Annotated in this window: 16 protein-coding genes; 7 read left to right on the top strand and 9 right to left on the bottom strand. The window is 61.9% G+C overall.

The annotated features are described in order from the left end of the window. Position 1 precedes the first annotated feature (1 nt). Complete coding sequence (recG, locus tag CAK95_RS23635; RefSeq protein WP_086091621.1) at positions 2–2,101, bottom strand: ATP-dependent DNA helicase RecG; 2,100 nt, start codon at positions 2,099–2,101, stop codon at positions 2–4. Positions 2,102–2,196: 95 nt separating this feature from the next. Between recG and CAK95_RS23630 the strand changes: the two genes are divergently transcribed. Together CAK95_RS23630 and mfd are read left to right on the top strand one after the other, a co-directional pair. After that, a complete protein-coding gene (locus CAK95_RS23630) occupies positions 2,197–2,490 on the top strand; it encodes an FAD assembly factor SdhE (protein ID WP_086090142.1) in 294 nt (97 codons plus the stop codon). Beyond that, a complete protein-coding gene (mfd, locus tag CAK95_RS23625) occupies positions 2,490–6,008 on the top strand; it encodes a transcription-repair coupling factor (RefSeq protein WP_425349633.1) in 3,519 nt (1,172 codons plus the stop codon). The genes CAK95_RS23630 and mfd overlap by 1 nt, the downstream gene beginning before the upstream one ends. A gap of 110 nt (positions 6,009–6,118) precedes the next feature. Here the strand turns inward: mfd and CAK95_RS23620 are convergent, their stop codons facing one another. The 4 genes from CAK95_RS23620 to CAK95_RS23605 form a co-directional block, all read right to left on the bottom strand. After that, positions 6,119–6,787, bottom strand: a complete 669-nt coding sequence (locus CAK95_RS23620; protein ID WP_086090141.1) for a DsbA family oxidoreductase — start codon at positions 6,785–6,787, stop codon at positions 6,119–6,121. Between the two features lie 36 nt (positions 6,788–6,823). Next, positions 6,824–8,080 carry a hypothetical protein gene (locus tag CAK95_RS23615; protein ID WP_086090140.1) on the bottom strand — a complete coding sequence of 419 codons (1,257 nt, stop codon included), beginning with the start codon at positions 8,078–8,080 and terminating at the stop codon, positions 6,824–6,826. 90 nt (positions 8,081–8,170) lie between these two features. Then, positions 8,171–9,697, bottom strand: a complete 1,527-nt coding sequence (locus CAK95_RS23610; protein ID WP_157699720.1) for an AMP-binding protein — start codon at positions 9,695–9,697, stop codon at positions 8,171–8,173. Beyond that, positions 9,697–11,472, bottom strand: a complete 1,776-nt coding sequence (locus CAK95_RS23605; protein ID WP_086091619.1) for an extracellular solute-binding protein — start codon at positions 11,470–11,472, stop codon at positions 9,697–9,699. Before CAK95_RS23605 ends, CAK95_RS23610 begins: the two co-directional genes overlap by 1 nt. A 181-nt stretch (positions 11,473–11,653) precedes the next feature. Here CAK95_RS23605 and CAK95_RS29370 point away from each other — a divergent pair, with 181 nt between their 5' ends. Beyond that, positions 11,654–11,794 (top strand): hypothetical protein, encoded by a 141-nt coding sequence (locus CAK95_RS29370; protein WP_157699719.1) that lies wholly within the window; start codon positions 11,654–11,656, stop codon positions 11,792–11,794. Between the two features lie 17 nt (positions 11,795–11,811). Further along, on the top strand, positions 11,812–12,573 hold the full coding sequence (locus CAK95_RS23600) for an invasion associated locus B family protein (protein ID WP_086090138.1): 762 nt from the start codon (positions 11,812–11,814) through the stop codon (positions 12,571–12,573). A 78-nt stretch (positions 12,574–12,651) separates the two neighbouring features. On the opposite strand, the gene hspQ is transcribed toward CAK95_RS23600, so the two are convergent. The 4 genes from hspQ to CAK95_RS23580 form a co-directional block, all read right to left on the bottom strand. Continuing rightward, positions 12,652–12,996, bottom strand: a complete 345-nt coding sequence (gene hspQ / locus CAK95_RS23595; protein WP_086090137.1) for a heat shock protein HspQ — start codon at positions 12,994–12,996, stop codon at positions 12,652–12,654. A gap of 62 nt (positions 12,997–13,058) precedes the next feature. After that, entirely contained in the window at positions 13,059–14,105 is a 1,047-nt protein-coding gene (locus CAK95_RS23590; protein WP_086090136.1) for an adenylate/guanylate cyclase domain-containing protein, read from the bottom strand. Further along, positions 14,102–14,461, bottom strand: coding sequence for a truncated hemoglobin (locus CAK95_RS23585; RefSeq protein ID WP_086090135.1), 360 nt, complete (start codon positions 14,459–14,461; stop codon positions 14,102–14,104). Before CAK95_RS23585 ends, CAK95_RS23590 begins: the two co-directional genes overlap by 4 nt. A gap of 155 nt (positions 14,462–14,616) precedes the next feature. After that, a complete protein-coding gene (locus CAK95_RS23580; protein WP_086090134.1) occupies positions 14,617–15,660 on the bottom strand; it encodes an HpcH/HpaI aldolase/citrate lyase family protein in 1,044 nt (347 codons plus the stop codon). 149 nt (positions 15,661–15,809) lie between these two features. Here CAK95_RS23580 and CAK95_RS23575 point away from each other — a divergent pair, with 149 nt between their 5' ends. From CAK95_RS23575 to CAK95_RS23565, 3 genes are read left to right on the top strand one after another with little or no spacing between them, the layout of a single operon-like run. Beyond that, positions 15,810–16,766 (top strand): AEC family transporter, encoded by a 957-nt coding sequence (locus tag CAK95_RS23575; RefSeq protein WP_086090133.1) that lies wholly within the window; start codon positions 15,810–15,812, stop codon positions 16,764–16,766. A gap of 41 nt (positions 16,767–16,807) precedes the next feature. Beyond that, positions 16,808–17,917 (top strand): CaiB/BaiF CoA transferase family protein, encoded by a 1,110-nt coding sequence (locus CAK95_RS23570; protein ID WP_245303506.1) that lies wholly within the window; start codon positions 16,808–16,810, stop codon positions 17,915–17,917. Between the two features lie 53 nt (positions 17,918–17,970). Further along, positions 17,971–18,477 (top strand): hypothetical protein, encoded by a 507-nt coding sequence (locus CAK95_RS23565; protein WP_086090132.1) that lies wholly within the window; start codon positions 17,971–17,973, stop codon positions 18,475–18,477. Positions 18,478–18,488 lie beyond the last annotated feature (11 nt).

Genomic DNA, 18,488 nt, shown 5'->3' with positions numbered 1-18,488 from the left:
CTCATCCCGCCTTGATCAGGCGAATGGCGTCGTCGCGCTCGAACAGATAGAGCAGACACAGAAGAGCCTTCCCGCGCTCGCTTGCGAGCACGGGATCGCGCGCGAGAATTAGCTGCGCGTCGTCGCGGGCGGCGGGCAGCAGATGCCCGTGCGCCTCCGGTGACGCGATGCGGAAAGACGGCATGCCGCTCTGCCGCGTGCCGAGCACGTCGCCTTCGCCGCGCAGCTTCAGGTCCTCCTCGGCAATGCGAAATCCGTCTTCGGTCTCGCGCATCACCGTGAGCCGTGCCTTGGCGATCTCGCCAAGCGGCGTGCGATAGAGCAGGAGGCAGGTCGACTTGCCGCTGCCGCGGCCGATCCGCCCGCGCAACTGGTGAAGCTGGGCAAGGCCGAAGCGCTCGGCATGTTCGATCACCATGACGGTCGCTTCCGGCACATCGACGCCGACTTCGATCACCGTTGTCGAGACGAGCAGTCGCGTTTCGCCGGCAGCGAACCGGCGCATCGCTTCGTCCTTGTCGGCGCCGCGCATCTTGCCATGGACGAGATCGGTGATGCCGCCAAAGCGCTTGCGCAGCGTCTTGAAGCGGTCCTCGGCGGCGGCGAGGTCGACATTCTCCGACTCTTCCACGAGAGGGCAGACCCAGTAGACGCGCTGCCCGTCATCCAGCGCGCGGCCGACCGCCTCGACGACGTCGTTGATGCGGTCGAGCGGGATGGTGCGGGTATCGATCGGCTGGCGCCCGGCGGGCTTTTCGCGGAGTTCGGAAATGTCCATGTCGCCGAAATAGGTCAGCACTAGCGTGCGCGGGATCGGCGTCGCGGTTGTCACCAGCATGTCGACGGCCTCGCCCTTGTTGGCGAGGGCAAGGCGTTGGTGCACGCCGAAGCGATGCTGTTCGTCGATGACGGCGAGGGCGAGATCGCGAAAGACAACCTCGTCCTGAAACAGCGCATGGGTGCCGACGAGAATGTCGATCTCGCCCTTGGCGAGCCGCGCCAGTCTCTCGTCGCGTTCCTTGCCCCGCTCGCGGCCGGTCAGGATTTCGGCGCGGACGCCGGCGGCTTCGGCCAGCGGCGCAATGGTCTTGAAATGCTGCCGCGCGAGGATTTCGGTCGGCGCCATCAGCGCGGCCTGGCGCCTCGTCTCGATCACAGCGGCGGAGGCGAGCAACGCGACCACGGTTTTGCCCGAACCGACATCGCCTTGCAGCAGACGCACCATGCGCTCGGGTTTTGAGAGATCGGCGACGATGGCATCGAGCGCCCGATGCTGGGATAGCGTCAGCGAGTAGGGCAGAGCGGCAATGATTGCCCGGCGCAAATGCCCGTCGCCAGCATGAGCGCGGCCCTTGCTGCGCTTGTTGCTGGCGCGAACGAGGCCGAGCGCAAGCTGGCTGGCGAGTAATTCGTCATAGGCCAGGCGCGAACGGGCGGGGCTGTCCGGCTCAATGCCGGCGATGTCAGAGGGACGATGCACCGCGATCAGCGCATTGCTGAAGGCGGGAAAGCCGTTACGTTTGAGCCAGGCCTCGTCCTGCCATTCGGGAAGCTGCGGTACCTTCGACAAGGCGGCCTCCATCGCCTTGGTGATCATGTTCTCGGAGAGCCCTTCGGTCAGCGGATAAACGGGCTCGATGGCGGGCAGGGCGGCGAGACCCTTCTCGTCGACCACGCGGTCGGGATGCACCATCTGCAGCATGCCGTCATAGAAGGCCGTGGTGCCGGAGACGTAACGCGTCTCGCCAACCGGAAAGAGCTTTTCGAGGTAATCCTTGCGGGGGCGAAAGTAGGTCAGCACAAGATCCGCGGTGTCGTCGCTGGCATAGATCAGATGCGGCACGCGATCGCGGCCCGGCGGGGCCGGGCGATGACGATCCACCGTGACCTTCACCGTCACCACGCTGCCCGGCTGGACGTCGCGCAGTTTCGGCCGGGCTCGGCGGTCGATGGCGCCGGTCGGCATGTGGAACAAGAGATCGACCAGACGCGGCACGTCATCGCGGCCAAGCAGCCGACGATACAGTTTCTCCACCTTCGGGCCGATCCCGGCCAGCGACGTGATCGATGCAAAGAACGGGTCGAGCAGATTGGGCCTCATGCAGATACGCATAACACGAACGGGCTGACAGACGCGCGTCCGCGGCCTATATCAGCCGCGCCCGGCCCGTCCGGGCTTTTGGCGTTGGAGCGAAGATGACCGGGACCACACGATCGAGCGCGGACTTGAGTGAGCGGCGGCGGCGGCTGCTGTTCCGGTCCTGGCATCGCGGCATCCGCGAAACCGACCTTTTGCTCGGCCGTTTTGCCGATGCGCATATCGGCGACATGACCGATGGCGACCTGGACGAATATGAGAGGCTATTGGACGTGCCGGATCACGATATTTATGGCTGGGTGACCGGCGAAATTGCCATTCCGACTTCGCATCACACCGGTCTTCTCGATCGCATCCGGACCTTCCACGCCACGAGCGGAGAGATTCGCTGATGGCGGACACACTGATGATCAAGGGCCCGGCCGAGCTGCTGCGGCCACGCAAGCCGATCACGCTGTCGAATGTCGCTGACGGCGCCGAAGGGCTGGTTGTTGCCGATCTCGCGCGCGCCATCGCGGCGCGGCCGCATGCGCCGTCGGTCAGTCTTCTGGTGGTGTGCCGCGACGCGACGCGTCTGGCTGCGCTGGCCCGCGGCCTGTCATTCTTCGCCCCCGATATCGAGCGGCTTGAATTCCCCGCCTGGGACTGTCTGCCGTATGACCGTGTGTCGCCGTATGCGGCCGTGCTGGCGCAGCGCATGACGACGCTATCGCGACTCGCCAATGTCGAGGCCCGCGACAAGCCATCGGTGGTGCTGACCACGGTCAACGCAATCCTGCAGCGTGTGCCGGCGCGCGACTTCGTCGCCGGGAAATCGCTGTCGGCGGCGCCGGGCAATGTGCTTCCCATGGAACGCGTGGCGAGCTGGCTTGAACTGAACGGCTATACCCGGGCCTCGACGGTGCGCGAGCCGGGCGATTATGCGCTACGCGGCGGCATTCTCGATCTCTTTGCGCCGGGCATGGACATGCCGGTGCGGCTCGACTTCTTCGGCGATCAGCTCGAAACGATCCGCTCCTTCGATCCCGAAACGCAGCGCACGCAATACGATCTGCGCGCGCTTGATCTCGTGCCGGTGTCGGAATTCCAGCTCACGACTGAAACCATCCGCCGCTTCCGGCTGGGCTATGTCGAAGCCTTCGGCGCCGCGACCCGGGACGACCTGCTCTATGAATCGGTCAGCGAAGGCCGCCGCTATCCCGGCATGGAGCATTGGTTGCCGCTGTTCCACGACCACCTCGATACGCTGCTCGATTATCTCGATGGCACCCCGATCGCGCTGGAACCGCTCGCCGACGATGTCGCGCATGAGCGGATCAGCCTGATCAACGACTATTACGATGCGCGCCACAATGTGCCGGCCGATGCCGGCGGCGTGCCATACAAGCCGCTGCCGCCGCAGCGGCTCTATCTCACCGAAGAGGAATGGCGCGACAGGCTGGAGCGATCGAAGGTCGCAAGGCTGACGCCGTTCGCTGTGCCCGAACAGGATTCTGTTGTCGATATCGGTACGCGGCAGGGGCATAACTTCGCGGCCGAGCGCGCCGAGCAGAATGCCAATGTGTTCGACGCCGTGACGAGGCATGTCGCAGGGCTGCAGCGCGACAACAAGAATGTGGTCATCGCGCTGTGGAGCGAGGGCGCACGCGATCGCATGGGGCACGTGCTGCGCGACCACGGCATTGCCAACCTGACCAATGTGGCCACCTGGCAGGAGGCTTTGGCGCGGCCGAGGACGGATGTGTCGCTGGCCGTGTTCGGCCTCGAAACCGGTTTCGAGACTGACCGGGTCGCGATCATTGGCGAGCAGGATATCCTCGGCGATCGTCTGGTGCGGCCGCGCCGGGTCTCGAAACGCGCGGAGAACTTCATCGCCGAGGCGACCAGCCTGTCGGCCGGCGATCTCGTCGTCCATGTCGATCACGGCATCGGCCGCTTCATCGGCCTCTCGACCATCGAGGCGGCGGGTGCGCCGCATGATTGCCTCGAGCTGCATTATGCCGGCGACACCAAGCTGTACCTGCCGGTCGAGAATATCGACCTGTTGTCGCGCTACGGCTCGGAAGACTTGGAAGTCGAACTCGACCGCCTCGGCGGCACCGGATGGCAGACGCGCAAGGCGCGGATGAAGAACCGCATCCGCGAGATCGCCCATGAACTGATGAAAGTGGCGGCCGAGCGCAAGCTGCGTGAGGCTTCGAGGCTCACCGTACCCGAAGGCGCCTATGACGAATTCTGCGCCGGCTTCCCTTATGAGGAAACCGAGGATCAGCAGAATGCGATCGATGCGGCGATCGAGGACCTCGCTTCGGGTCGGCCGATGGACCGGCTGGTTTGCGGCGATGTCGGCTTCGGCAAGACCGAAGTGGCGCTGCGCGCGGCCTTTGTCGCGGCGATGAACGGCAAGCAGGTTGCGGTCGTCGTGCCGACGACATTGCTGGCGCGCCAGCACTTCAAGACGTTCACTGAACGCTTCCGCGGCTTCCCGATCAAGATCGGTCAGGCCTCCCGCCTGGTGAGCGCCGCGGATATGACGCAGACCCGCAAGGCGCTCGCCGATGGCACGCTCGACATTGTGGTCGGCACCCATGCGCTGCTGGGCAAGAACGTGAAATTCAAGGACCTGGCGCTGGTCATCGTCGACGAGGAGCAGCATTTCGGCGTTGCGCACAAGGAGAAGCTGAAGACGCTGCGCGCTGAAGTGCACATGCTGACGCTGACCGCGACGCCGATCCCACGTACCTTGCAACTTGCGCTGACCGGCGTGCGCGATCTGTCGCTGATCGCATCGCCTCCGGTCGATCGTCTTGCGGTTCGTACCTTCGTTTCGCCATTCGATCCACTCGGGGTGCGCGAGGCGATCCTGCGCGAACGCTATCGCGGCGGCCAGTCCTTCTACGTCTGCCCACGCATCGAGGATCTGGCCGGTGCGAAGGAATTCTTCGACAAGGCGGTGCCTGAGGTGAAGGTCGCGGTCGCGCATGGCCAGATGCCGCCGACCATGCTGGAAGACATCATGTCGGCTTTCTATGACGGCAAGTTCGACGTGCTGATCTCGACCACCATTGTCGAATCCGGTCTCGACATTCCGACCGCCAATACGCTGATCGTGCATCGGGCCGACCGGTTTGGTCTTGCGCAGATGTATCAGTTGCGCGGCCGTGTCGGACGCTCGAAGATCCGCGCTTATGCATTGTTCACGCTGCCGGCCGAGAAGCGCATCACCGCGCAGGCGGAGCGGCGGCTGAAGGTGCTGCAATCGCTCGACACGCTGGGTGCGGGCTTTCAGCTCGCCTCGCACGATCTCGACATCCGTGGTGCCGGCAATCTGCTCGGCGAGGAGCAATCGGGTCACATCAAGGAAGTCGGTTTCGAGCTGTATCAGCAGATGCTGGAGGAGGCGGTCACGAGCCTCAAAGCCGGCATCACCGAGCCGGTGGCCGATCAGTGGTCGCCGCAGATCACCGTCGGTACACCGGTGCTCATCCCCGACGACTATGTCGCCGATCTGTCGGTGCGGCTTGGTCTCTATCGTCGTATCGCGACCGTTGAGAACGAGCAGGAGATCGAAAGCTTCGCGGCCGAGATGGTCGATCGCTTCGGTCCGCTGCCGGACGAGGTCAAGCATCTCATGCAGATCGTGGTGATCAAGCTCTTGTCGAAGCGCGCCAATGTCGAGCGCATCGACACCGGCCAGAAGGGTGCGGTTCTGCAATTCCGCGACAACAGCTTCGCCAATCCGGAAGGCTTGATGCGTTACATCGCGAGCCAGGCGCCGATCGCCAAGGTGCGGCCGGACCAGAAGGTCGTGTTCCTGGATGACTGGCCAAAGCCGGTGCAGCGTCTGCTCGGGACGACCAAAATCCTGCGCAACCTGGTGAAGATCGCGGAGAACCAGAAGGCGGCGTGAGGCGACTCGATTATTCATCCGTTCGTCCCCGCGAAAGCGGGGACCCAGCGCTTGAAGGTCTGGATTCCCGCTTGCGCGGGAATGAACGGAGTTTGTGGAGCGGCCGCGATTTAACCCGCCGCCTTCTGCGCCCTCTCGTTCGCTGCGCGCTGGATCACGGCGGCGAGTTGATCGGGGGCCTGTGCGCCCGACAGGGCAAAGGCGTTATCGACGATGAAGAACGGCACGCCCTGAATGCCCGCGGACTTGGCCGCCTCGACACGCTGCGACACGGCATCGAGGTCCTCGTTACCGTCCAGCTTCTTTGCGACGGCATCGGCATCGAGCCCGATATCGGCCGCCGCCTTCACCAGCACCGCCTTGTCGGAGAGGTCGGCGCCTTCGGAGAAATAAAGCTCCATCAGCCGCTGCTTCATCTCGGGGGCTTTGCCTTCGAGTGCAGCCCAGTGGATCAGGCGGTGGCTATCGGTCGTGTTGGGCTGGCGGCTCACCTTGTCGATGGCGTAGACGAGGCCGTCCTCGGCGGCAGCGGCTGAGACACGCTGGGCAATGTCCTTGTAGCGCTCAGGCGAGCCGAATTTCGTCGTCAGATATTGCTCGCGGGAAATGCCTTCCGCCGGAATCCAGTCATTCAGGAAGAAGGGGTGGTAGTGCACCTCGACCGGAATGTCGGGATTGAGGGCGATGGCCTGTTCAAGCCGGCGCTTGCCAATAAAGCACCATGGGCAGACGACATCGGAAACGACGTCGATACGAACGGGGGTCTTGGTGCTGGTCATGCGGACATCTCCTGTCCGCACCATGTAGGCCTGCCGCTATTCCGCCGCAACTGCCGGGATCGTCACGCGGGAGAGTAGGCTCGCCACCGTATCGGCCGGCTTGCGGCGGGTGAGGATGACGCGCGGTGTCGCCGGTGCGCGCGGGTTTTCCGGCAGCAGCATTGTGTGCTTGAGCACGTTGGTGAACCGGCGCGTCACCGCCTGGGCGCGGCGCATGTCGGTCTCGGCAAAGGCCAGGAGAATTGTTCCGTCATCGTCGCGGCAGCCAAAATCGGCGGTCCGCTTGAGCTTGCCGATCATGCGCGCGGCATCATTGATCGCGCGATTGTCGAAACTGGCGTCGAAGGTGAAGCGGGCAAGCGACAGTCCTGATGAGTGCTGGTCTGCATCGCGTATGACGCGATCGAGTTCGGCGATGAAGGCCGCCTGATGAAGGAGGCCTGTCGCCGGATCGACAACGCCGTCCTGATCGAAATTTTGCAGCGTCCGGCGCAGTCTCCGTTCGAAGGCATGCAGACGGACGAGCGGCAAGATCTTGGTGACGAGGCTCCGTGGATCGTCGGCGAAAACCAGATGCGGCAATTCACGTTCGTCGATCGACAATTGATGGCCGATGACGCCGATTGGCAGATCGCGAAAGCGCGAGTCTTCGGCCACGATGGTCAGAATGGCTTCGACGCTTTGCGGGCGGAAGCCATCGCCGATCACGAGGCCGTCGGCATCGCGCGTCTTCAGAAAGCGGGCTGCGGCTTCGATGGTGAGGACGCCGATCAGACCGGTATGTTCACCGATGCCGACCGAAAGCTCCGGATAGGTGCGCCCGCGCCCGGCAAGGATAACCGTGGCATCTTCAATGGGATCGCTGGTCGACGTCGTCGGTACGGTCTTTCCAGCGGCCTGAGCCGCTTCGGCCCGGCGCAACACGCTTGCATGCAGCGTGCGAACGCGCAGCACCGAGGCAACGCGCGCGGTCACAGCCGCGGGTGTCGCTTCCCGTCCGATCATCAGGGCTTCACGATATGAAAGTGTATCTTCGGGACCCGCACAGGCGACAACGGGAACAATCGGGCTCTTGCGGGTGATGTCGCGCGACAGGCATTCGGCGAGCGCGGGATCGGTGGCGGCGCGGCTATCGGCGAGAATGATGGCGGTTGGATCGGCTGCAGCAATCGCCGCGGCTGCATCTTCACAGGACGCTTCAATGACAGGGAAGGCGCCAGCGATCGATATCGCCTCGAGCAGCTTGGAGGACCTTTTCTCCGCCACGACAACGATTGGTCCCTGCAGCGACATCAACGCTCATCCCGTATTTCAATCACACGGAATGGATAGCGCTTCGCGATTTAACACGCCGTCAACGCGACTTCGGAAACTCCCTTAACGTCAGGACGGTAAACGATCGTGAAATGCGTGGCTGATCAGCGGGTTCGATCCGCTCTCTTCAAGTTTTGCGCGCACGACCTCAGAATTTGTTGCATGTCCTGCGAGCCGATAGCCCGTTAGTGCATGAGGAAAGGCGGCGATGACGCCATTGTCGTCGATATCACGCACGTGCAACTGGAGGTCGTGCATCGCAAAGCGGTAACCGCCGACATTAACGAGGCCGACCGGTGAGGCTGTGATGACGAGCGTTTCGTCGTTTGGCGTCAGACGGCAGGAATAACCGGTATCGACGAGATCAGCCCCGGTGTCGGGTGCTTCCGTTGGTTCTGGATCATAAAGGCGAAGCGGGGATGCCGCGAGGAGGCCACCGAGGCCGAGCGTTCCTGTCACCGTTTGTGCAACCCTGCCGAGTGTTATGTCGTGTCCATTCTCGGCGACAACGATATTGCCAGTCGGCCACGGTGCAGCGCGTCCATTCGCCGCCCGCACTGACGCCAAAAGCCCTGCTTCTCCAAACGCAGCTACATCGACGAGATTTGGCGCATCGGCCGGCCATTGTGATGACGCGGCAACACGATCCGGCGAACGCCAGAGCGCGATAATGCTTTTGAGCGAGCGCGTTGTGTCGAGCGTTTCAGATTGCGTCAGTGGCAACAGAAGCGCGTCGGGAACCACCAGGATGTTGCCGTCATGCTCTGCGATCTGCCTTGCGAGCGCATCGGGATCGAACGGATGATGCAGGATCAATGTGCCGGTGCAGAGGAGCCACGGCACGAAAGATGTCGCCAAGCCCGCGAATGATGTTGCCGGGATCGTCGAGACGATGGCGGCGCGAGGTTGGATCGTGGCGCGATGCTGCACCAGCACGCCGCCTGCCAGCAATTGCGCATGATCGCGCAGCACCGCAACGGGACCGTCCGCCGTCATGTCGAAAGTGATGGCGGCGGCGGGCGAAGACTCGCTGAGCGACACATCCAGCTCATGCGTGGATTCGATATCGGCGCTCAGGCAATCGTCGAATGGCACGATGCCATCAACACGGCCGCAGCCAAAGCCGCAGACCACCCGGATGGGGAACAGCTCGGCTGCGATACCCAGCGCGAGTTGCGCGTGATCCATGTCATCGACATGCCCATAGGTGATGATGGCTCGCGCACCGGCGCGCGACAATGCCGCGACGCAATCTGCCCGCCGCCACAACAGCGGCAGTGGGGCCGGCACCATGCCGGCACGGGTGATCGCCAGAAGCGTGAGGACGCTTTCAACGATGTTCGGCATCTGCAGGCCAACAACCGTTCCGGCCGGCAAGCCGATCTGGCGCAACCTTGTGGCAATCGCCTCAACCGCGCGATCGGCTTGCGCATAAGTCAAATGGCGCGGCGGTTGTCCGATGACGCGTTCCCGGTCAGGTGAATCGATGACGGCATCCGCGTCAGGCCTGCGGGCCGCATTGGCACGGAAGAGGGAATCGATGGTTGTTGCAGCGCTTCGTACACTGCGCCCCGCCATCGAAATCGGAGCGTGCATCATCGAGCTCCCGGGTTGTGCCACCACGCCTCCGGCAGATAGCCGAAGAGCGGCGTTGTCTTTGGATGTTCGATCCTGGTCCATCGGGCCACCCATTGATCGGGCAGGTGGAACAGGGGGACGACATAGAAGCCCGAAATCAGGATTCGGTCGAGGGCCCGGACCGCGGAAACGAAATGGTCTCTTTCGCGGGCCTGCAGCAGATGCGCGATCATCGCATCGATGGCGGGACTCTTCACACCCATGTAATTGCGTGTGCCGTCGATATCGGCGGCGGCGGAGCCCCAGTAGAAGCTTTGTTCATTGCCGGGCGACAGCGATTCATCCCAGCGATAGGGGATCATGTCGAAATCGTAGGTCAGGCGGCGCCGGTCGAACTGCACGGCATCGACAGTGCGGATCTGCACGGTGATGCCGGCGCGCTTGAGATCGCGCGCGAAAGCGAGAGCCAACCGCTCATGATCGCGGCTGGTGACGAGGATTTCGAATGTCAGCGCCTGGCCGGTATCGCGCTTGCGCAGAACAGTCCCGTCAAGTTCGTAACCGGCCTCTTCAAACAGCGTCAGTGCATTTTTGAGCACTTCGCGGTCGCGGCCGGACCCGTTGGTCTTGGGCGGCATGTAGCGGCCCTCAAGGACATCGTCACGGACGGCACCGGGATAGCTCTTCAGCCAGTCCCGTTCGCGCTCATCGGCCGGGCGGCCCAGGGACGACAATTCCGAGCCTTCGAAATAACTTCCGGTACGTTTCTGAAGGTTGAAAAAGAAGTTCTTGTTAATCCACTCGAAGTCGAACAGCATCGCGATTGCTTCGCGCACGCGAATATCGGCAAAGACCGGGCGCCGCGTGTTGAAGACAAGGGCATTCATGCCCTTCGGAAGGCCATCGTGGAACGCCTCCTTGACGTAACGGCCGGCGCGGTAGGCGGGCGTGTCATATCCGGTTTGCCAGCGGGTCGGATCGGTCTCCGCACGCATATCGTAGAGACCTTTTTTGAACGCCTCGAAATATGAATTGTCGTCGCGATAGAAATCGGCCTTGATCTCGTCGACATTCCACAGGCCGCGATTGATCGGCAGCTTCGCGCCCCAGTAATCGGGATTGCGGACCAGCGTGACGCTGCGGCCGGGATCGACAGTCTTGACGATATAGGGACCGCTGCCGATCGGCGGCGTGAATGTCGTGTCTTCAAACCGGTCGACGTCGATCGCATGTTTCGGTAGCACCGGCATCAGCCCGAGAATGAGCGGCAATTCGCGGTCTTCGCTGCCGGACAGATCGAAACGAACCGAATGCGGGCCAGTGATATCGACGCGCGACACTTTCGAATAATAGGTGCGGTAATTGGGACGGCCCTTGTCGCGCAGCAATTGCCACGAAAACACAACATCGTCTGGCGTCACGGGGTGACCGTCGGAGAAGCGGGCCTTCGGATTGAGGTTGAAGGTGATGAAACTGCGCTTGTCGTCGGTCTCGATGGTTTCGGCGACCAGACCGTAAAGCGTGAACGGTTCGTTGTAGCCACGCGCCATGAGGCCCTCGATCACATAGCCGCGGATTTGCGGGATCGAAAGGCCCTTCACGATCATCGGGTTAAGGCTGTCGAAAGTGCCGAGTACACCGTGGACAATACGTCCGCCTTTCGGCGCGTCGGGATTCACATACGGCATCGCGGAAAAATCGCGCGGCATCGCCGGAGCGCCATGCATGGCGATGGCGTGCTGCGGTTCGGCATTCGCAGCTTGGCATCCGATTGCGGATCCAAAGGCAATCATCCAGACAGCGAGCGCGCGCCATCGGCGCAGGCGGCTGCGTTCAAGATTCCGGCGGAGGACGTCCAACGCGATCACGATGCGGTCCGATTCGCAGATTACAAAAATTCTCACATAGTCCGGCCCGCCGCCAGCCGTTCACATGAGGTCCAAATAAGGTTCCGGCGCGGCGGCGGCCGGTCGCATGCCAGCATTTTTGGGCATCGTGCTTTATTGTGCTGGCGATTTCGGGTATCAGGCGGCACCCGGCGTCACGCTGTCGCCTCTTTTGGCATTGAGACAGCGGCAGGCGGCCTGTGGGCTCACCGCCGTTCAGCGGCGCTAACGAGGATATGTAGAGATATGACTTATCGGTTCGCGACCGCGCCGGCCCGGCCGGTGGCCCGGACGCTCGCAACGTTTGTCGCGGTCGCCGCGCTATCGGCTGCCGGTGTTGTTGGCGCCTTCGCGCAGCAGCCTGCAGCACCGAAGGCCGCCCCGAAGGCTCCGGCCCAGAAATCGGCTCCGGCCCAGAAGGGTGGCGCTCCCGCCCCGGCCGCAGCGCCCCAGGCGGGCGGCGAGCAGGCGATTCCGCCGCTGATTTACTCCAACTGGACCAAGATCTGCGGCAAGGGTCCGGAAGCGGGCGCCAAGCAGGTGTGCCAGACCGGCAAGGACGGCCGTCTCGAATCGGGCCAGCCTGTGGTCGCTGCCGTCATCATCGAGATGGATGGCGAAGCCAAGAAGGTCCTTCAGGTTACGTTGCCGCCAGGCGTCCTGTTGCCGCGCGGCACGCGCGTGGTCGTCGACCAGGACGAGCCCTCGGCTGTTGTGGGATCGTTCCTTGTCTGCGCCAATGGCGGCTGCATCGCCCAGCTCGAAGCCAATGCCGACATCATTGCCAAGCTGAAGAAGGGGCAGAATCTCTATGTGCAGGCCTACAACATGGCGCAGAACGTCATGACGCTGGCGCTGCCGCTCGGCGATTTCGCCAAGGCCTATGACGGTCCACCGACCGATCCGAAGGAACTGGAAGAAAAGAACAAGAAGCTGCAGGACGAATTGCAGAAGCGGGCGCTGGAAGCGCGCCAGAAGCTTGAGCAGCAGCAGGGCAAGACGCAATAGCTCTCAGCAAATGAATGCCAAAAAGGCGCGCTGTACAGCGCGCTTTTTTTATTTGATCCAGTTCGAAAGAATGCCTGGTCAGTTGACGACAAGATCGCGCGGGCGATAGGCGCCTTTCTTGTCCTTCACGAAAGTTTCGGCGACCTGCGGATGACGGATCGGTTCCGCCGAATCGTCGGCCAGCAGGTTCTGTTCGGAAACATAGGCCACGTATTCCGTCTCCTCGTTCTCGGCGAACAGGTGATAGAAGGGTTGATCCTTATCGGGCCTGACCTCGGCCGGGATCGCTTCCCACCATTCCTCGGTGTTGCTGAATGTCGGGTCGATGTCGAAAACCACACCCCGGAATGGGAAAATCCGGTGCTTCACCACTTGGCCGATACGAAATTTTGCGACGCGGGCGTCCAATGCTGATTTGATCATAACAAGGGGAACATAATGCAAAATCGGCTTTGTGCCAGTGGTTGTCGTGCCCGCAACTGTGCTCAGTCAGATAGGCCGGTGTCGATGAAATAGACGTTCATCTTGTCGGTGCCCTTGATCTCGAACTCTCCTCTCGGCATGCAGGGAATCGTGCTGCAGATCAGTTTGCAGGTTGGCTCCGAAACAGTGATTTTCATGGGTTCCGAAAGGCTCTGCATCCGGCTCGCCGTGTTTACGCCGTCGCCGAATACATCGTAGATGTATTTCCTGACCCCCACGACAGAGCCGACCACGCTTCCCGTATGGATGCCGACACGGCAGGTCCATTGGATATCGTGCTGCGCATTGCGGCGCTCCAGATAGCGCAGGATCTTGATCGCCGCGGTGGCGATATCGGTCGCATGGTCGGGATTGGCGCTCGGCATATTGGCGACAGCGAGATAGGCATCGCCGATGGTCTTGATGCGCTCGCAGGCGTGATGTTCGATGATCTGGTCGAATGTCGAGAAGATTTCGTTCAACTCGGAAATGAGCCGTTTGGGGTCTTTGGAGACCGGCATACGTGTAAAGCCGACAAAGTCCAGAAACATGACCGACACTTCGTCATAGAATGACGGAGTGGTCGTGCCGAATTCCTTGAATTCCTGAAGCACCTTGAACGGAAAGACATTCATCAGCAGCCGTTCGGTCCGTTCCTGCTCTTTCGCGATCTCGCGGTTCTTGCGTTCGATCAGGCCGGAATAGGATTGCAGCAGATATTCCTGCTCCTTCTGTGTCGAGATATTCTCGATTTCACTGACGATGAATGTCCCGTTCTCGAAGCTGCGCTCATTGGCTGACAGCCGGTAGGCGATCCGGCGGCCGGTCGCGGGCGCGATTTCTCCTGCGACCGAATAGCGTTTGCTGGACGCAACGCGCGCTTTCAGATCGTCGAGCGAGACAGCGGCAACGGCCGAAGGAAGGGACTGCCCGACAAGGCCACGACCGAACCACTTCTCGGCTTGCTCATTGGCGTACACGATGTTGGCTGATTGCGGCTCGCAAATCATGATGCCGATTGTCAGATCGCGCAGACAATCGAAGGCGGAAGAGGACCGGGTAATTGTCATCGCGGCACGATCAGCGGGCGCTTGGCTTCAAAAGCTTTTGCTATGGCATCGATATCCGCCGCCGGCAGTTTGGCATCGTTGAGCGCTTCTACGAATAGCGCGGCGATATGGTTGAACGCATCGTCCGTTACATTGATGGAGCGATGGGCGAGGCGGATCTGATCGTCGGTGAAACTGGCCGGGCCACCCAGCAGCGAACAGATGAACTTGGTCTGGTGATCGATCAGTTGCTGCATATCGACGTCGGCGAAATACGGCGCGGCGTCTTCGGATTCGAGCACCTTCCCATAGAAACTCAGGACGATTTTGGAAATGGTGCCGAAGCCCCCGATGGAATCGTACAATGATCGACGCATTACTCAATGCCTTCAGATAACGGAACCGACGCAGTCGCAAATACCATTGTGCCCGCAACGCCGCTATTCTTACAGAAAAGCCTTGTCAATTGATGAGCGAGCCCGGCCCTGGACTGGCCAGCATGGCTGAATGATAGCGGCTGCAGCCGTTCCCCCTAGAAACCATAGCGTGTGGCGAGGTCGGGGTCTTTGCCGGCGACCAGCCGGGCGAGGTCGACCACGACCTTGGCCTGTTTCCAGGTGGCGTCGTCCTGCATCTTGCCGTCGATCATCACAGCGCCGGTGCCGTCCGGCATGGCATCGAGAATTTTCTTTGCGAATGCGACCTCGTCGGGATCGGGCGAATAAACCCGCTTGGCGATGGCAACCTGTGTCGGATGCAGCGACCAGGCGCCGGCGCATCCCATCAGGAACGCATTGCGGAATTGCACCTCGCAACCTTCGGGATCGGAGAAATCCCCGAACGGGCCATAGAACGGCTTGATGCCGGCAGCCGCACAGGCGTCGACCATTTTGCCGAGCGTGTAATGCCACAGATCCTGCTGGTAGGCCGCGCGCGCGCCGCCATCGGCTTTCGCATCGGCCAGCACCTTGTATTCCGGATGTCCGCCGCCGACACGGGTCGTCTTCATCGCACGCGATGCGGCGAGGTCGGCCGGTCCGAGGCTGATGCCCTGCATGCGCGGTGACGATGCGGCAATCTGCTCGACATTCATCACCCCTTCCGCCGTTTCAAGGATCGCGTGAATGAGGATCGGCTTCTTCACCTGATGCTTCGCTTCGAGCTGTGCCAGGAGCTGATCGAGATAGTGGATGTCCCAGACGCCATCGACCTTGGGCAGCATGATCACATCGAGCTTGTTGCCGATGGCGGCGACGAGTTCGGTGATGTCGTCCAGCACCCAGGGCGAATTGAGCGCATTGATGCGCGTCCACAATCCGGTCGTGCCGAAATCTGTTGCCTTGGCCATGGCGATGAAGCCGTCGCGCGCCGCCTTCTTGGCGTCGGCCGGAATCGCGTCCTCGAGATTGCCGAGCACGACATCGACCTCGCGGGCGAGCTGCGGCACCTTGGCGGTGACTTTCTCGATATGCGGTGGCACGAAATGGATCATGCGCTCAAGCCGCACCGGCAATTCGCGCGTGGGAGCAGGGGCGCCGGCTGCGAGTGGCTTGAAGAAATTGCGAGGCAGCTTCATGGACAGACAGGCTCCGATTTGGGCTCCGGAACGTCGCGGATGGTATGCGCGGTTCGCCGTAGAACAGGTGGCCCCAATATGATCTAGAACACCGCGACCCGCCAAGCCGCTCTTTCGAGCAGCCTTTCCCGTCTCAAACCTATTCTTCGATGATCGAAGTCCTCAACCTGGCGCTGCCGTATTTCGGCTTGATCCTGCTTGGCTATGCCTGCGGGCGGATCAAGCAGATCCCGGATACCGGGCTAGCCTGGATGAATTTCTTCATCGTCTATGTCGCGCTGCCCTGCCTGTTTTACCGGATCGTGGCCAAGACTCCGCTGGAACAATTGGCCAATGTCTCGTTCGTGCTAGGCACGACCTTGTCCACGCTCATCGCCTTCACGCTGGCCCTTGCCATCGCCTTGATCGGCCGGCGGACCATGCCGCAGGCGACCATCGCGGGCCTTGCCGGCGGCTATGGCAATATCGGTTACATGGGTCCGGGGCTGGCGCTATCGACGCTCGGCACTGAATCGGCCGCGCCTGTGGCGCTGATCTTCTGCTTCGACAGCATCCTGTTATTTTCGCTGGTGCCGCTCTTGATGGCGATCGGCGGCAGCGACCGGCGTGGCTTCTGGCGATCGGCCCTGCATATCATCCGCAGCATCGTGCTGCATCCCTTCATCATCGCGACGGTGCTCGGCGTGGCCTCGGCTGCCGTGCATTTCGAGCCGCCGGTGGCGCTCGACCGGTTGATGCAGTTTCTGCAAAATGCGTCCGCGCCCTGTGCTTTGTTTGTGCTCGGTGTCACCGTGGCGCTGCGGCCGTTCCCGAAGCTGCACTGGGATGTTCCGGCCATCGTCCCGATCAAACTGATCCTGCATCCGTTGATCGTGTTTTTTGTGCTCGGCTGGTTCGGACCTTTCAGCGCGTCGTGGACCTATGCCGCTGTGCTGATGGCGGCATTGCCGCCGGCGCTCAACGTCTTCATTCTGGCGCGGCAGTATGATGTTTGGGTCGAGGAGGCGTCGGGTTCGGTGCTGATCGGCACGCTGGTATCGGTGGTGACGCTCACCGGCATGATGTGGATGATCAAGGCCGGTGTGCTTCCGGCGACCCCGTTCTAACCTCGCTCACGTTCGGCCTGTCGGGACGAAAAGGCGCCATTATGCAACCCTTGTCCGGCATCAAGGTGCTCGACCTCACGAACCTGCTGCCGGGACCGCTCGCGACCCTCATGCTCGCGGAAGCTGGAGCGGAGGTGTTGAAGATCGAACGGCCCGGTGGCGACGACATGCGCGGCTATCAGCCGGAATGGAATGGCACCGGAGCGGCCTTTGGCCTTCTTAACCGGGGCAAGAAGTCATTCATCCTCGATCTGAAGTCGGAGAAGGGTGCGGATCGTCTTCGCTTGCTGCTTCAGGATGTTGACGTATTGGTTGAGCAATTCCGCCCAGGCATTATGGACAAGCTCGGCTTCGGATATGCCGCCGTGCGCGAAGTGAATCCGCACCTGATTTATTGCTCGATTACCGGATACGGCCAATCCGGCCACCGTGCGCAGGAGGCCGGGCACGATCTCAATTATATCGGCCATACCGGGCTGCTGGCGCTGCAACCTGGCCCCACGGACCGCCCAGTGGTGCCGCCGGCACTGATCGCCGATATCGGTGGCGGCACCTTTCCGGCGGTGATCAACATCCTGCTGGCGCTCCGACAGCGCGACCTGACGGGGCAGGGGTGCCATCTCGATATCGCGATGACGGATGCGATGTTCACCTTCGCCTGGCATGCGTTGGCGCGCCGCTTTGCTACGGAGCGGTGTCCGGCGCCGGGTGAAAGCGAATTGTGCGGCGGCTCGCCGCGCTATCAGCTTTATCCGGCAAAGGACGGTGGCCTCATTGCCTGCGCCGCCCTGGAGGATCATTTCTGGAGGCGTTTTGCTTCCGTCATCGGTCTCGATCCAACACTCACCGATGACCGCCGCGATCCCGCTGCAACAATGGCGGCGGTGGCCGCATTGATCGCCACGCGGAGCGCCGCCGAGTGGGAGCCTGTTTTCGCCAAGGCCGATTGCTGCCTGACCATCGTGCGCTCGCTCGACGATGCGTTGAGCGATCCGCACTTCATCCAACGAGGATTGTTCAGCCGGCGTCTCCGTGGCCTCGACGGCGGTACGATGCCGGCCCTTCCGCTGCCCATCGCTCCGCAATTCCGCGGTCCGGCGGACGATGAAAAGCCGGTGCCGCCGCTTTCCCAGGCAGAAACCGGGTGGTGATGCGGACTCCAGCCGGCAAGAACCGGATACGGAGGCTAAGTGGAGGCAGCAAGATGAAGACGGAAAACCAGACACATCGCGCGTTCGACCTGCGCAGCGAAATTCGAAATCCATTTGGCGTCCTGGATGTTCCAGGCCCGAACGATCAAGAGGTCATGGAGTTTGCGCGCGGCGCGAAACTGTCGGGATCGGATGACGATGACAATGCCAAGGTCTGGTGCGCCGATGCCGAGCGCGATCCGGACGGGATTGAAGGACACTGGTCCAGCCGATGGAATGGCGGCGCGGACCCGACCATTCCGGGCGACGCCGCAAACAAGTGGAAACAGGGGCAAGCCGAGGTCAGGGTCGCGGGCGAGCGTTTGTTTGTTTTGTTCGATTGGGATCACGGCCGTCGCAGAGGCCTCATTGAAGCTCGGCGCGAAGGTGAAGAAAAGCTGATCGGCAAATATATCAATCTGACCGACCCGAAAATAACACGGCCCTGGATCGGATTGATCGTCAGCGAAAAGAGAATAGACGGGCGCTTTGCTGGGGGGCGTCTCGATTTCCGTCGATAAAAACTGTTCTG

Origin of the sequence: Pseudorhodoplanes sinuspersici (assembly GCF_002119765.1) — a bacterium.
Classification (GTDB): domain Bacteria; phylum Pseudomonadota; class Alphaproteobacteria; order Rhizobiales; family Xanthobacteraceae; genus Pseudorhodoplanes; species Pseudorhodoplanes sinuspersici.
This window is presented reverse-complemented; position numbering and strand designations above follow the sequence as displayed.

Excerpts from the sequence above, each read along its gene's own strand:
- mfd (WP_425349633.1), top strand. The coding sequence starts at position 2,490 with ATGGCGGACACACTGATGATCAAGGGCCCGGCCGAGCTGCTGCGGCCA.
- recG (WP_086091621.1), bottom strand. The coding sequence starts at position 2,101 with ATGAGGCCCAATCTGCTCGACCCGTTCTTTGCATCGATCACGTCGCTG.
- CAK95_RS23620 (WP_086090141.1), bottom strand. The coding sequence starts at position 6,787 with ATGACCAGCACCAAGACCCCCGTTCGTATCGACGTCGTTTCCGATGTC.
- CAK95_RS23575 (WP_086090133.1), top strand. The coding sequence starts at position 15,810 with ATGATCGAAGTCCTCAACCTGGCGCTGCCGTATTTCGGCTTGATCCTG.
- CAK95_RS23585 (WP_086090135.1), bottom strand. The coding sequence starts at position 14,461 with ATGCGTCGATCATTGTACGATTCCATCGGGGGCTTCGGCACCATTTCC.
- CAK95_RS23615 (WP_086090140.1), bottom strand. The coding sequence starts at position 8,080 with ATGTCGCTGCAGGGACCAATCGTTGTCGTGGCGGAGAAAAGGTCCTCC.
- CAK95_RS23610 (WP_157699720.1), bottom strand. The coding sequence starts at position 9,697 with ATGCACGCTCCGATTTCGATGGCGGGGCGCAGTGTACGAAGCGCTGCA.
- CAK95_RS23580 (WP_086090134.1), bottom strand. The coding sequence starts at position 15,660 with ATGAAGCTGCCTCGCAATTTCTTCAAGCCACTCGCAGCCGGCGCCCCT.
- CAK95_RS23630 (WP_086090142.1), top strand. The coding sequence starts at position 2,197 with ATGACCGGGACCACACGATCGAGCGCGGACTTGAGTGAGCGGCGGCGG.
- CAK95_RS23600 (WP_086090138.1), top strand. The coding sequence starts at position 11,812 with ATGACTTATCGGTTCGCGACCGCGCCGGCCCGGCCGGTGGCCCGGACG.
- CAK95_RS29370 (WP_157699719.1), top strand. The coding sequence starts at position 11,654 with ATGCCAGCATTTTTGGGCATCGTGCTTTATTGTGCTGGCGATTTCGGG.
- CAK95_RS23570 (WP_245303506.1), top strand. The coding sequence starts at position 16,808 with ATGCAACCCTTGTCCGGCATCAAGGTGCTCGACCTCACGAACCTGCTG.
- hspQ (WP_086090137.1), bottom strand. The coding sequence starts at position 12,996 with ATGATCAAATCAGCATTGGACGCCCGCGTCGCAAAATTTCGTATCGGC.
- CAK95_RS23590 (WP_086090136.1), bottom strand. The coding sequence starts at position 14,105 with ATGACAATTACCCGGTCCTCTTCCGCCTTCGATTGTCTGCGCGATCTG.
- CAK95_RS23605 (WP_086091619.1), bottom strand. The coding sequence starts at position 11,472 with ATGATTGCCTTTGGATCCGCAATCGGATGCCAAGCTGCGAATGCCGAA.
- CAK95_RS23565 (WP_086090132.1), top strand. The coding sequence starts at position 17,971 with ATGAAGACGGAAAACCAGACACATCGCGCGTTCGACCTGCGCAGCGAA.